This window comes from Eisenbergiella massiliensis, from assembly GCF_003435485.1.
The window spans coordinates 1-15,582 of record NZ_QVLV01000017.1; the positions used below are offsets into that span (position 1 = coordinate 1).

Here is a 15,582-nt window from a genome sequence, read left to right on the forward strand (position 1 = left end):
GGAAGGTGCCAAAAAGAGATTTAGTGTAACTTTCATGCAAAGTTCAGAATAATAAGATATAGTGTTCCTCTATTTTATATGATTAGTGGCGCACTTTTCTTGGGCAGCAACAGCAGTATTTCTATAAAAAAATTATATCTTAATAAGATATTTCATTTACTTATTTTATATATAGTATGGTCAATCTTTTATGCGGTAGATGATATAGGAGTAAATATAACCATTAATAATATAAAACTATTGATTGAAAAATCATGGTACCATAAATACCACATGTGGTTCATTCCTAGTATAATAACTATTTATATACTTGCTCCAGTATTATATACAATCGTACATAATGATGAGAAAATATTTAAATACATAATAACTGTTTTTATTTTATTTGGTATTATAAAAAGTTCTATAATAATTATTCCTTTTCTCAATCATGATGTCATAGATTTTATAAATAGATTTAATGTGGATTTATGTCAGGGATGTGGATATTTTATGCTTGGTTATTATTTGTCCAAGGTTAATCTTAGAAATGTGAATTTAAGAGGCCTATTGATATTATTGATTGTTTTATTTGGAACTTCTATTAAAGTGAATGAATTATACGCTGTTTTTTATAATGAATCCAGCGGTTTACTTTATGGTTATTACAATTGTTTTACGTGTGCTGAAGGAATTATTGTTTTTTTGTTGATACGTAAAGCTTTACAAAATATTAAATTAAATAACATTTGGGTCGTATTATCAAAATGTTCATTGGGAATTTATCTTATCCATCCATTTATTATTGAACATCTGTATTTTAACTTTGGGTTTAATATAAATTTTTGTAATCCTGCGATTTCAATCCTGATATTGACTTTGTTAGTTTTTTTAGTATCATTTATTTTAATATTCATATTACATAAGATTCCTATTCTTAATAAAATATTGGTGTGAGGTATATATAAGTTGAAAAGAAAGATTTTAATGTATATATTTAGTATATTGTTGTTAGTGTTTACTTTTTACAAGAATCCTTTTGACAAAATAAACGATGAAGAATTCAGAGAATTTAATTCATCTAACTCAGAGGCATTGGCCGTTGGAGGATTTATAGCGGCTGAAAATAATGAAAATAAGACAGGCTATGGGTTAGGGTATTGGTATGATGAAAGTGGTGGTGTTTGGGATTGGGGAAACAGCTGGAATACATATAACAAAGTAATGATAAAAATAAATAATGACGAATATACTGACAGTATTTCAAATAAAACTTCTGCGTTTTTGATTCCACAAAACGATTATACCAATAATAAATATCAGGTAGGGAATAAAGTTACATTTATTAACGGAGAAAGCCGTACCATAACCAGCGTTAAAGAATATCCTGATAAAATAGGAGAAGTTGGAGAATACGGAATATATTTGGAAGTTACGGTTGAGGGGGACGACCTCTTAGAAGTATCTATGTATGGAAATATTGAAGATTATGTAGTAACAGATAAAAAAGGGAATGTTTATCCTGGTGGAGCTTTTAAAGAATACGTAAGTCAAGTAGGTTTACAAGGGAAAATTTATTCAATATTTGCAGATATTTTTAATTATAATAATGAAGTTAAAATAATACGTATTACTAATTGTATTTTCCTCGCTATAATACTAATAGGAATATGTTTATTAATTAGCCAAAAATATAATCAATTGTTGGGAACTGTTTTTTTCGTTGTATTTTGGCTTTCTCCATGGATTATTAAATTTGCGCCCAGCATGTATTGGGTAGAGTTTTTATGGTTCTTGCCAATGTTAATTGGATTATATTGCCTTATTAATATTGACAAGAAAAGAACAAGAATTGTTTGTTATATCTTCATAGGACTTGCAATAATGTTGAAGAGTTTGTGCGGTTACGAATATATTACAAATGTCATGTTAGGGGGGATAGAGTTTTTTCTTATTGAAATTATTTTGGCAATGTTTAAGAAAGATAGGAAAAAGTTATTGTCTCTTTTAAAAACCACTTTTTTCCTGGGTATATCTTCAATTGTTGGGTTTATGTTAGCATTAACGGTACATTCAATACTTAGGGGAAATGGAGATATAATTACTGGTTTAGTAAGGATAATAAAAGAGGATGCCATGAGGCGTACATTTAGTATTGGAATACAAAATAGTGCTTTAAACGATATTGCTTTAGAATCTATTGAAGCTTCTGTGGTATCTGTGGTTATTAAATATTGTAATTTTAGTACAGATATAATATTAGGTATACCAGGTAACCTTTTTAACTTAATATCTTTTATGCCAATATTTATTTGCGTTTATAATTTTTATAAAAGAAGAAAGACTAACAATTTTGTTGTATTTTATTTTGTTTCTTTATTAGTTTCTGCATCATGGTTTATATTAGGGAAAGGACATTCTTATATTCATACATCTCTTAATTTTGTTATGTGGTACTTTGGTTTTGTTCAATTTTGCATTTATATTATAATAAAACAATTTATAAATATAATGTACGAAAGAAAAGAAAGCATGGGGAGTAATTAAGATGAAGTTCTATAAAAAAATAGATTATTTTATAATTACAGGAATTTTAATTGGGATTTTGGCATTTGGAGTTTTATATGGTTATTCTACATTGGATGTGAGCTATGATGGGTGGATATATCATACATATGCTTCGGAATCAGATGTTATTCAACATTATGCTGGCTGGGTAAATTATAGAAATTCACCTTGGGATTTTCCGATTGCTAAAGCTTCAATTTTGGGTGAGGGAGGGACTGTAATATCTTTTACAGATTCAATACCTATTGTAGCTATTATTTGCAAAATTTTTTCTTCGGTATTGCCGGAAACTTTTCAGTATTTCGGCATTTATATTTTAGTTTGTTTTGTCCTTCAAGAAATTGTCGCCATGAAATTGCTGAGTTTGTATACAGATAATAAATTATTTATAACTATATATACGTTGTTTTTTGTATTTTCTCCCATTCTTATCGAGCGTTCTTTCAGACATTGTGCTCTTGCATCTCATTGGATAATACTATTTTCAATTTATTTTCTATTAAAATCAAGAAGAGATAATAAAATTAGATGGTTTGGATTTTGTCTATTAGGTTTGTTGACGATAAGTATTCATCCGTATTTTTTGCCGATGGTATATGGACTATTTATAATAAATTGTATAGAGATGATAATAAAGGACAAAAAAAATACTATAAAAATAATATTTGGGTTTGTTGGCAATATATTATGCACTTGCACATGGGGATATATAATTGGGGCATTAGGAAGTAATAATCCTGTCGCAGATAAATATGGTTTTTTCTCTTTAAATCTTAATGCATTAATTAATCCATTAAGTCAAGGTTATGATAGTTGGTCCATATTTTTCCCTGTATTGCCACAAATATTAGGGAATTATGATGGTTTCAATTATTTGGGAGCAGGAATTATAGTTGCTTTATCAGGCATTATTGTACTTGCTATAACTAAAAGGAAAAATTATAATAAAGTTTTGTTTAGAATTAAGAACAATTTTTTATTATTAATTGGATGTTTATTTTTTACAGTTTTTTCTGTCACAAATGTAGTTACTTTAAATGATAAAATAATTTTTGAATATAAGTTACCACAAAAATTATTGAATATATTTAATATCTTCCGGGCAAGTGCGCGCGAATTTTATCCAGTATATTATCTTATATTATTAAGTGTTTTTTATATTATTATAAAATGGACTGTAAGTAATAGAAAAAAATTTTATCTTCTTATTTTTCTGGTATTGATACAGTTTTTAGATTTACATAATATAATTATAGAAAAAAATAGGTATTTTACAACTCAAAGACTTGAAAATATATCAAGTTTTGAAAATGATGAGAGTTGGATAAGATTATTTTCAGAAAATAGTAGTTGTTATATGTTTGATGATAGAGGAAATAGAGAACTTGCGGTTTTCTTTGGGAAAAAAGGAATAAAGAATAATTTAAGGATAAATAATCGTGATAGTTTTGAGCAAAACGAAACTGTTATGGTAAATCGCTCTAATTTTGATATTAATACAATATATTGTACTAAAGAAAAAGATACATATTACCTTATTTTTGATAACATAGGTGATTTAGTTACAACAAAGAAATTAGGAGAATATTATATCCTAATACCAAAAAAATAAATATGAATATATAAGGTGAATGATATGCTACAAATATCAAAGAAACAAAAGTGTTTTATATGGATTATTATTAATGTAATAATTAGCTTGTTGGGTATTAAGGGAATATTTGAACTTAATAATAATATTGAAACGAATATTTCTCAAGATAGCTTGGAATTAAGTCGTTCTAATATAGTAGTGGAAAATGGATTTTATGTAGATGATTCATTTGAGGGGGAAGAAAAATATATAACGACTCCATCTATATTGCTTGATAGGGGAATATATAAAGTTATTATTAATTATGATACTAAATATGGAATGAGTAGTGTAAAAGCTGAAATTCCTGGGGGGGTATAATACATTATTTAGTGATACGGTAATATTGGAGAAAGATTCAAATGAAATATCATTTAATATATATGTTAATAAAAACAGACAGAATGTGAAAATAAAATGCTATTTTTTTGAAAATATAGATGATTATGTTTTAATACGTGACGTACGTATTATTCCTTTTAGAATGAATAAATTGTATGAGGTATTAAAGTTATTATTTGTTTTATTTGTAGTGAATTTATTGTGTATATTTTCACTAAAATATAAATTAATTATTAGCTCTAGTTTTTATCAGAATAATATTAAAATAGTATTCTCGTTATTTTGTGTGGTTTTACTTTCTTCATTACCATTATTTATAGAATTTGTTATCAAGGGACATGATTTAAATTTTCATTTAATGAGAATAGAAGGATTAAAAGATGGTTTATTATCAGGAGCATTTCCTGTTAAAATACAGCCGACATGGTGTAATAATAATGGATATGCGGTTGGAATATTTTATGGAGACCTTTTTTTATATATTCCTGCTATGTTCAGAATATTAGGAGTCCCAAGTAATACAGCATATAAATTATATTTATTTTTGATAAATATTTTGACTGTTATAATTTCTTATATAAGTTTCAAGAAGTTAAGTAAAGACAAGCTCATAGGAGTATTAGGATGTGCACTGTATACCCTTTCATTATATAGATTAAATAATATATTTATTAGAAGCGCTGTAGGAGAATATACTGCAATGGCATTCTTACCCCTAATTTTGTTGGGATTATACTGTGTTTATTCAGAAAATATAGGTGAAAAAGAAAAACAAAGAAGTATATGTTTTTTGGTTATTGGATTTACAGGCGTTTTACAGTCTCATATATTGAGTTTTGAGATGATAGTATTATTTACAGGAATAATTTGTATTATTTTTATAAAAAAAACTTTTAGAAGATGTACCCTTTTTATATTATTGAAATCTGTTTTTATTACAATATTAATTAATTTATGGTTTCTTGTACCATTATTAGATTTTATGGGAGAAAATTTAGTTATAAATGATAATAATAGAGCAATTAATAATGTATATTGGATACAAAAAGCTGGATTAAATATTACACAGTTATTTATTAGTACATTTAATAAGTCAGATATGCCTCTCGGAATAGGTTGGGTATTTGTTTTAACGTTATTTTGCGTAATATATAAGATAATCATAATTAACAATATAGATAAAGAAGAATTACTTTGCTTCTTTTTATCACTATTATCATTATTATTAACTTTAAAAGTATTCCCGTATGATTTTTTATGCGATAAAATGGGAAAATATAGTATATTGATAACTAATTTGCAATTCCCATGGCGTTTTCTGACTTTAGCATCTTTGTTTTTGACTTGGTTAACTTGTGTATTAGTTAAATCTATGTCTAATAATAGATACTACTTAAAGAAAGTAGTTTGTTTCTTTGGTATACTTTTATTAAGTCAGTTAGTTTATTTTGAAGGTACTGTAATAAAAAATTCTGACTTAGTATGTGTGTATGATACATTAGGATATTCCTCTTTTCCTGAAAATGGATTTGAGTATATGCCAACGGATACAGAAGTTACAAAATTAAATAAAACTCTTAGTTACTCTAATAATAAAATATTAATAAAAGCTTTTTCACAAAAATACAACGAAATAACGGTAGATGTAGAAAATACAGATAGTGAAAATGGGTTTATCGATGTTCCACTTATTTACTATAAAGGATATAAAGCGGTAGATACTAGCCTAGGGAAGGAATTTGAAACAGGATATGGTAAAAATAATGTTATGAGAGTTATTATACCTGCAAATTATTTGGGAACGATTAATCTATATTTTGAAGAACAATGGTATTGGAGGATGGCAGAATTCATATCTGTATTTACACTATTGATTATAGTAAGTTATATTAGCTTTATTAAGTGTAGACGTATATTTTAACTATGCAAATAAATATAATTTACGATACAACAAACATAGTGTATACTAAAGTCGGAATGCTGATATAATAACATATATCAGCTCTGACTAAAATTGAAATTGACTGAAATACTCTGATTGTCCTCCATGATTTCTGTTAGAGTAATTATTGTAATTTTATGCAATAAGTTTATATAAATTATGTTTTTCATACTTAGAATATATAAGATACAATTAGTTGTAAAAGGTAGGACACGTAATTTGGCATATATTATGAGGTAAGGGAAATTATGCTATTTAATTCTATAAATTTTCTAATCTTTTTTCCGATAGTGGTTCTAATATATTTTGTTTTTCCATGTAAGTGGCGTCATATTTGGCTTTTATTAACGAGCTATTATTTTTATATGTGTTGGAATCCTGAGTATGTTGTACTGCTTATTATATCAACAATAATTACATATATGTGCGGATATTTGCTGGAAAGGATGTCCCAGAACATAAATATAGGTTTAGAGAGGCGTAAGAGATTAATGAAATTAATCCTGGCCTCAAGTTTTATAATTAATATCGGAACGTTAATATATTTTAAGTATACGGGTTTTTTTATTGATACACTTAATACGTTATTAAACAAGATTCATTTTAGCAAGATTCCATCATTTGATATACTCCTCCCAGTTGGAATTTCCTTCTACATTTTTCAGGCGCTAGGGTATACGATGGATGTTTATCGAGGAAAGGTAAAAAGTGAAAAAAATGTATTAAAGTATGCATTGTTTGTATCATTTTTTCCGCAATTAGTTGCAGGGCCGATTGAAAGAACGGGTAATTTATTAAATCAGATACGTGAAGAAGCAGGACACAAGCTTTGGGATTATAGAAGAATCACATCCGGATTAACGATAATGCTTTGGGGTTTCTTTGTAAAAGTCGTCATCGCCGATAGGGCGGCGGTTTTGGTTGATAATGTATTTACAAATTATGAACAATATCAAATGGCTGGATTGTCAATGGGAGCTGTAGCATTTGCAGTTCAGATATATTGTGACTTTGCGGGTTATTCGATGATTGCAATAGGTGCAGCTAAAGTATTGGGATTTAAACTGATGGAAAATTTTAATACGCCGTATTTTGCAAGAAGTGTTGTCGAGTTTTGGAGAAGATGGCATATTTCATTAAGTACATGGTTTAGGGATTATTTATATATTCCTCTTGGTGGAAGTCGATGCAGCAAATGGAAACATTATAGAAACATTATTATTACTTTTGGAGTAAGTGGTCTATGGCATGGCGCGGACTGGAGTTATGTAGTTTGGGGATTACTGCATGGACTATATCAAATAGCAGAAAAAGAGATTGCTCCATTGGTGAATAAGATAAATGTGATATGTAAGACAAAAACGACTTCTTTTGGGTATAAACTATTTAAAGTGTTTATTACGTTTTCTTTAGTAGATATTGCTTGGATTTTTTTCAGGGCGGATTCTGTTCATCAGGCATTTCATTATATTGAAAGGATGTTTCGTTATCGTGATTGGTGGTCTTTTTTTGACCAGAGTTTATATAAAATGGGACTTGGTGTACAGCAGATTCATATTTTGTTAATGGGAAGTGTTATTCTTTTTTTGGTTGATCTGGTACGATATAAGAAAGGAGAGGATATCTCGGTATTTTTGGATAGACAATGGATTGTTTTTCGGTGGGGGGTACTTATTTCTCTTTTCTTTATATGTATAATATTTGGGTATTATGGCCCTGGTTTTGATTCAGCACAATTTATATATTTCCAATTTTGATTTAACTGGAAGGATGATTTTATGAAGAAAAGATGGATATATTCAGTAAAAATTTTATTGTTTTTGGGTATAGTCCTAATTTTAGGGAACAAGATGCTATCAGTTTTAAATTATAAAGATATGGGTGGCGGCGGTGGCTGGCAGCGTTATTATCAAATTAAAGGAGATATTACTGATGTGTATTTTTTTGGAAATAGTCATGCACATTGTACGATAGATCAGGGTTACCTGTGGGATAATTATGGAATTGCTGGTTATACTCTTTCAGCAGGTTCGCAAGGTATTGATAGTACATATTTTTTCATTGAGGAAGTATTAAGTAACAGGAAACCAAAGGTATTGGTGGTAGAGGTGTACGGAGCTACTGGCGGAGATATTAATAATTCAGATGCGGATGTTTATAGGAATTCTTTAGGAATGCACTATTCGGGAAAACTGTGGAAATTTACTAATTATTTTACCAAAAATATGAATAGAGATTCTGAGTGGAGAAATCAGGTTTTATCTAAGCTGCCTGTTGTACATTCCAGATATATGGAACTGACAAAAGAGGATTTCGAAGATCCCATGCCTTTTATGAGAGGTTATAGAGGTAGTTTCGAAACAATTGAGTGTGAAAGACCTGTTGCGGAGAATAATAAGGAAATTTTAAAAATACATCCAGACAGAATGAAGTGGTTAGAACAAATAGTAGAACTAGCAGCGGAGAAAAATGTTCCATTAATATTTATTGCTGCACCTTATTGTATTAATAGCGAAGAGCAAATGAATTTTAATGCTATAGAAGAATATGCGAAAAATAATAATGTTCCGTTTATTAATTTTAATCATCTTTATGATGAAATTGGGTTGAATTTTAAAGAAGATTTTAGGGATGTGAGCCATGTGAATAATAGTGGGGCTGTAAAGGTGACCTCTTATTTGGCAGAATACTTAAAGTCACAATATAAATTGCCTGATCGACGGGAGGAAGAGGGGTATGAATTATGGATACAAAATTCTTTATACCTCGAAAATAAGAAATTGCAGCATGAGTTTGTACTAGCTGCAGATATTAACGAATATTTGCAGCTAGTATCAGAACTGGGAAAGAATAAGACAGTTATTTTAGCTTTGACAGGAAATTATGGAGCATTAGGAGATGTATATTTTGAACGGCTTTTACAATTAGGGATTTCAAGAGAAGACTATGAATCAGGAGGAATCTGGATATTCAAAGATGGAAAAATTGTATTAAGGCTAGAGGGACAGAATTATAGTCAATGTCTGCCTGTGCAGGATGGGGAAATACATCTTGAGTCAAGTTTAAATGAACAAGAAGAGGGTAATGAAGTCGTTAAGCTTTTGATTAATAGTGTAGATTATCGTTTAGTGGATAATGGGGTTAATATTGTCATTTATGATGAAGCTATAAATCAAGTAATTGATGCAGCAGGGGATGATGTATATTTGGGGACGGAAATGATTCATAAAGAGTTTAGCGATAGTTGAGTGGTAGATATAATTTATAAATCAAGAAATTTATATAATGCAGAAGAGGAGTAGTTATGATAAAAAAAGGGAATAAAAATGTGGAGGCAGTCATAATAATATTAATTTTTATAGTCAGTATGCTGCCTATCTGGTATCTAGCAGGATATGCCCGTCCAAGCGGTGATGATTATGGCTATAGTGTATTGACACATGCGGCTTGGCTGGAAACCCATTCGTTAATAGAGGTATTAAAAGCGGCTATAAATACTGTAGAGAAGTATTATACTAGTTGGAATGGTAACTGGTTTACTGTTTTTTTGTTTTCATTAATGCCGGAGGTTTTTGTTCCCTATTCATTTTGGGTTGTCCCTTACATAGTAACAGCAGCGGTAATTTTCGCCACTTTGGTTTTTATGTATGAGTTATGCGTTAATTTAATGAAATTTCAACGGGCTGATTGCCTGATTTTTACTTTTTTGCTTCTCTTGGCAAGTTATCAGTATATTCCCAGTACTGCGATAGGGATGTATTGGTATGTAGGGGCGATTCATTATATGCTTTCTTATGCTGTAGGGTTGCTTGGAATTGCTTTTATTTTTAAATTTATGAGAACCGGGAAACATGGTTGGCTGGTTTCAACTACTATATGTGCGTTTGTTATAGGCGGAAGTAGTTATTTTACTGGTCTGCTGTTGTTTATGGTGCTTGTTTTTGTCGGAATTATTGGCATAAAAATTAAGGAGAAAAAAAGAAGTTTGCTGCTGATACTTCCGTTTATAGTTTGGGCAGTTGGCTTTATTATTCAGTGTAAAGCACCGGGAAATTTTGTAAGGGGGGGAGAAAGTTTTGGCTTTAGCCCATCTTTGGTTCTTTTTACTATTTTTGAGTCATTAAAACGTGGAGCTGTTTCAATAGGTTCTTATTTTCAGGAAAAAACATTGATTTTTATTATTATGTCAGTCGTTGCTCTATTTGGCTGGGAAGCAATGGGAAAGATGAATAAGAAAAGTCAATTTAGTTATCCATTTCCTTTACTTTTTGTTATAGTGATGTATGGTATATATAGTGCAATGTTTGCTCCGGTGGTTTATTCGGAGGTATTTGACTCGATCGAAATTTCCTTAGGGCCGGCCACGGTTAGGTATTTTACTTTTATTATTACAAGTTTTTTTTCTATATTATATTGCGAGGGCTGGATATTTCAAAAAATAAAGTATGGTAATAAATCAAAACAATTAGATTATTTTATGGAAAAAAAATATAGGCTTTGTATTATGTATCCTTTATTAGCTCTTTGTATGCTTATGATAATATTCAACAGAGGATGGCTGAAAGAAAGCGTAGACTACCGGGTTTACGAATACGTAAACAGTGGACAGGCAGATGATTTTAAATCGCAGATTGCTTCTCAGATGGAGATTTTGTTGGATGATTCTATAAAAGAAGCGTATCTTGTCCCTATTAATCCTGAGCAAGGACCCTTGATGCATATGCCGGTTACTCCAGATGAAAATTCATTTACTAATCAGGTGGTAAGAGATTTCTATAGAAAAGACAAAGTGGTTATGATTGAATAAGGGGCAAGCCGTGAACAGAGAATTTTTAGTAATAAAACATATAATTATAAAATATTAATTTTTTCGATAATGATGCTGGAAAATATGTTACATATTAGTTCATATTGTCAGGATAATGTATCAGAATCCACTCTACTGAGGTAATAGTGTGTCTAACTGACAATATATCCCTCAGCATAAGCAGATTCAAATAATAATTCCCAAGTCCTATATCCGAGTTTCCTTTGGATATAGGACTTGGCTTTTTCTATATCCACGCCATCTTCGATATAGACAAGAATTTTATTGTAATCAGATATTGTTTTATCTGATACAGAATTCCAGAGAAGCCCATCAATATAATAAATTTTCTCATACTCCAGAAAAGAGGGAAATTCACTCCAAATCTTCCAATGATATTCATCTGCACTTATATAAATACAGAAATTATTCTCACTAGTATACTCTTTGATTGCTTGATTTCTATCAGAAAACCAATATCTTGATTGTTCGACATTACCGGTCATATGATGTATGGAAAAAAAGGCTCCAATACATAAAATCAATGCTGCAATAAAATAATTTATAGAAACTGTTCGTACATTAGACAGCGTTATCTTTGTTAGCATTACGATCCCAGCAGCAGTTAATCCAAATATAATTCCATACACAGGGGTAATATAACGATCTATCACATAAGGAGATATTTTTGTTACAGTTAAGAAGTAAAGTATTGCTGGTAATGATAAAATTAACGTATAAGCAATATTTTTTACCGTCAGTTTTTTAAGCAATAGCAAAAGAAGTGCCCAAAAAAGCATTATAACCAGAATCTGGCCAAGATGCCTGTTGGCTAACTGACGACTCATTATAGAAAACATTTCACGTATATCGCCGAAAGTCCCCTGAATGCTTACAAGCTTATGCGCGGCTTCTTCTCCCCGATATCCCGAAAAAATATGTTTAATCATTGTTGGATACATAATAACGCTGCAGATACCTGATATCAATATTGTTAAGATATATTGAAATAAAGCTGTCCACTTCTTCTGGATGAATAGAATAAGGCAAAAAAATGCGGCAAGCCAAAAAAGAAAAATAAGAAAATAATATTGAGAGAGCGTGCCAAGTATAGTAACGAGAGCTAAAAGTATAAGCTGCCCAAATTTGAATTTATCAGTAGTAAGCTTGAGTGCAAGGAACATACGTAAATGAAGATAATATTGTAACGTTACCAAAAGCATAAGAAGAACATACATTCTAATAAAAAGGACATTATTAATAACCCCATATGTCATACCGAATATAAAACATATGGTTAATGGTAAAAAGCTGCCACCTATAAATAATCGAAGCAGTAAAAAGAGAACGAATAATGAAAGGAGGGTCAATATTATATTAAGCGCTATGCCATACCACATGGAAAACTGTCCAGGAAAAAATGAACATATAGTATGCAAAAGGATATAATAAAAAGGCGGGTGCACATCTGTGGCCTGATTTCTTACTGGAATTTCGTAATGGAACCGGTACCCTTCCTTAACAGATAAAGCATCGTGGAAATATTCAGAAGGATACCAGGAATTATCCTGCAATGCAGTAAGCTCCTTATAGTTGACCTCCGAATTAGAGGACATGTACGAAAATACTTCATCTCCATCATAGCCAATTTTCGTATGGCCAAAATGTATATAGACAACACATAATATTAAAGTATAGCAAATTGTGAGCAGACAGAGGAAAAAGGTTTTATAAGATTTTCTGTTCATAGATTTTTCTCCAGTATATTTGTTTGAATAACAATTAATATTATAATCAATAAACTATATCGCGTCCAGTTTTTCGTCGCGCGTTTCTGATATTATAAGACGTTAATAATTGTAAGGTTTCTTATTTTGTTTTGGTATGTTAAAATAGATACAGTTTAGTATAAAAGTTAAGCGGGGTGAAAAGATGAAAATAGTAGTAGCTGGTACAGGATATGTAGGTTTGGTTGCGGGTGTTTGCTTTGCTGAAAAAGGGCATAATGTTACGTGTGTGGATACGGATAAAAGAAAAGTAGAGCTGATGGAGAAAGGAATATCTCCCATTTACGAAAAAGATCTGGAAGAATTAATGCGTAAAAATTATGCCGCGGGTCGGTTGCATTATACAACGGATTTCCAAAAAGCATATAAAGATCCTGATGCAATATTTATCGGCGTTGGTACACCGGAACAGCCAGACGGCTCCGCAAATCTTAGCTACATTGCTACAGTTTCCAGGCAAATAGCGGAGAATGTGGAAAGAGATTGTCTGGTAGTAGTAAAATCCACGGTTCCTGTAGGTACAAATGATAAGGTAGAACAATTTATCCATGACTTTTTAGTTCATAAAGAAGTAAAAATTGAAGTGGCATCCAATCCGGAGTTTTTGGCACAGGGCTCCGCTGTCCATGATACGCTGCATGCGGCGCGCATTGTTATAGGGACGGAGAGCAGACATGCGGAGGAAATGCTGCAGAAAATATATGAACCCTTTCAATTACCTGTAGTTTCTGTGAGCAGACGTTCTGCGGAGATGATTAAATATGCCTGCAATGATTTCTTAGCCCTGAAAATATCCTATATGAATGAGATTGCAAATCTCTGTGAATTGGTGGGAGCCAATATAGAAGATATTGCAAAAGGAATGAGTTATGACGAGCGAATCGGCGCTAATTTTCTTAAGGCCGGAATTGGTTATGGGGGAAGCTGCTTTCCTAAGGATACCAAAGCATTAAAATTCATCGCGAGACAGCATGGGTATTCCTTGAAAACGATTGAAGCGGCCGTGGATGTTAATGCGCAGCAGAAGACCAGATTGTTTTACAAGGCATGTGACAGAATGATAACCTTCCAGAACCTGAAGGTCGCGGTTTTAGGGTTGGCTTTTAAACCTGGAACTGATGATTTGCGGGAAGCGCCGTCGGTGGATAACATTCAACTTCTATTAGAGCAGGGGGCCAATATTTATGCATACGATCCGGTAGCTGAGGGGAATAGTAAGAAAAAATTTCCCGAGGGAACTAATGGGCTTGGACAAATAACTTATGTGTCTTCTCCTGAAGCTGCTCTGGAAGGCGCAAACATTTGCTTTATATTTACGGAATGGAAAGAAATAAAAGAATTGAAAGCGGCTGAATATAAGCAGCGGATGCAGACACCTCTGGTATACGATGGAAGGAATATTTACAGCCCGTCGGATATGCGGGAGTCCGGAGTAGAATATTATAGTATAGGAAGGTGAAAAAGTGAGAACGGATTACAAAACATTTGATAATTCTAAAAAGGTTTTAATAACTGGTGCAGCAGGATTTATAGGTTTCCACCTTTCCAAACGATTGCTGAATGAGGGCTGCTGTGTTATTGGACTGGACAATCTTAATAATTATTACGATGTCCGGCTGAAAGAAAGCAGGCTGGAAATTTTGAAAAAAAATCCTGCTTTTCATTTTATACTTGGCAGTATAGCAGATAAGGCGGTGGTATCAGGTGTGTTTTCCTCTTTCCAGCCGGATATTGTAGTTAACCTTGCGGCTCAGGCCGGAGTACGTTATTCAATTGATAATCCTGACTCTTATATTGAGAGCAATATTATTGGCTTTTATAATATTCTAGAAGCGTGCAGGCATTCCTATGATGAAGGAAAGCATCCTGTGGAGCATTTACTGTTCGCTTCCTCTTCGTCAGTATATGGAAATCAAAAAAAGACTCCATTTTCAACGGAAGATCCGGTAGACCGTCCGGTCAGCTTATATGCGGCAACCAAAAAAAGTGACGAGCTTATGGCATACACTTACAGCCATTTATATAATGTTCCGGCTACCGGCTTGCGTTTTTTTACGGTTTATGGCCCTTTCGGACGACCTGACATGGCCTATTTTGGGTTCTCCGATAAGATTATGGCTGGAAAAGCAATTAAGATATTTAATCAGGGTGATATGTACAGGGACTTCACATATATAGATGATATTGTAGAAGGTGTGATGCGGATGCTCAATAATCCGCCGGTGCCTAATGAGGATGGGGATCGTTATAAAATCTATAATATTGGAAATAATAAACCGGAGAAATTAATGGAATTTATTCAGACATTGGAAAAAGCGCTTGGAAGAGAAGCGAAGAAGGAATTCTATCCAATGCAGCCCGGAGATGTATATCAGACATTTGCGGATGTTTCAGAACTGGTAAAGGACTTTGATTATAAACCTTCCACAAGTATCGAAGAGGGGTTGGGGAATTTTGCAGACTGGTATAGGAAATGGACGCATAGGTAATAAAGAAACGGGTATATTAGCTGCGGCTGCAGCAT

General features: G+C 31.8%; 11 protein-coding genes. 10 read left to right on the forward strand and 1 reads right to left on the reverse strand.

Annotation, left to right across the window (positions count from 1 at the left end; all coding sequences use genetic code 11):
- The first annotated feature begins 51 nt into the window (after positions 1–51).
- The 8 genes from DXC51_RS30780 to DXC51_RS20180 all read left to right on the forward strand — a co-directional run bounded on the left by DXC51_RS30780 (position 52) and on the right by DXC51_RS20180 (position 11,271).
- Entirely contained in the window at positions 52–936 is an 885-nt protein-coding gene (locus tag DXC51_RS30780) for an acyltransferase (protein ID WP_408608869.1), read from the forward strand.
- 12 nt (positions 937–948) lie between these two features.
- A complete protein-coding gene (locus tag DXC51_RS20150; protein ID WP_147331846.1) occupies positions 949–2,526 on the forward strand; it encodes a hypothetical protein in 1,578 nt (525 codons plus the stop codon).
- A gap of 1 nt (position 2,527) precedes the next feature.
- Positions 2,528–4,159 (forward strand): DUF6311 domain-containing protein, encoded by a 1,632-nt coding sequence (locus DXC51_RS20155; protein ID WP_025488530.1) that lies wholly within the window; start codon positions 2,528–2,530, stop codon positions 4,157–4,159.
- 24 nt (positions 4,160–4,183) lie between these two features.
- The gene (locus DXC51_RS20160; protein ID WP_117545250.1) at positions 4,184–4,501 is read left to right on the forward strand and encodes a hypothetical protein; all 318 of its coding nucleotides are present in this window, start codon (positions 4,184–4,186) and stop codon (positions 4,499–4,501) included.
- An 85-nt stretch (positions 4,502–4,586) separates the two neighbouring features.
- On the forward strand, positions 4,587–6,443 hold the full coding sequence (locus DXC51_RS20165) for a putative glycosyltransferase family protein (RefSeq protein WP_147332383.1): 1,857 nt from the start codon (positions 4,587–4,589) through the stop codon (positions 6,441–6,443).
- A 512-nt stretch (positions 6,444–6,955) separates the two neighbouring features.
- A complete protein-coding gene (locus tag DXC51_RS20170) occupies positions 6,956–8,221 on the forward strand; it encodes an MBOAT family O-acyltransferase (protein ID WP_330413858.1) in 1,266 nt (421 codons plus the stop codon).
- A gap of 21 nt (positions 8,222–8,242) precedes the next feature.
- The gene (locus tag DXC51_RS20175) at positions 8,243–9,712 is read left to right on the forward strand and encodes a hypothetical protein (protein ID WP_025488534.1); all 1,470 of its coding nucleotides are present in this window, start codon (positions 8,243–8,245) and stop codon (positions 9,710–9,712) included.
- A gap of 56 nt (positions 9,713–9,768) precedes the next feature.
- A complete protein-coding gene (locus DXC51_RS20180; protein WP_025488535.1) occupies positions 9,769–11,271 on the forward strand; it encodes a DUF6056 family protein in 1,503 nt (500 codons plus the stop codon).
- Between the two features lie 152 nt (positions 11,272–11,423).
- Here DXC51_RS20180 and DXC51_RS20185 read toward each other — a convergent pair whose 3' ends face one another.
- Positions 11,424–13,019 (reverse strand): hypothetical protein, encoded by a 1,596-nt coding sequence (locus DXC51_RS20185; protein WP_117545251.1) that lies wholly within the window; start codon positions 13,017–13,019, stop codon positions 11,424–11,426.
- A gap of 184 nt (positions 13,020–13,203) precedes the next feature.
- Here DXC51_RS20185 and DXC51_RS20190 point away from each other — a divergent pair, with 184 nt between their 5' ends.
- Entirely contained in the window at positions 13,204–14,517 is a 1,314-nt protein-coding gene (locus tag DXC51_RS20190; protein WP_021636893.1) for a UDP-glucose dehydrogenase family protein, read from the forward strand.
- 4 nt (positions 14,518–14,521) lie between these two features.
- Positions 14,522–15,547: an NAD-dependent epimerase gene (locus DXC51_RS20195; protein ID WP_025488538.1), complete on the forward strand. Its 1,026-nt coding sequence runs from the start codon at positions 14,522–14,524 to the stop codon at positions 15,545–15,547.
- Positions 15,548–15,582 lie beyond the last annotated feature (35 nt).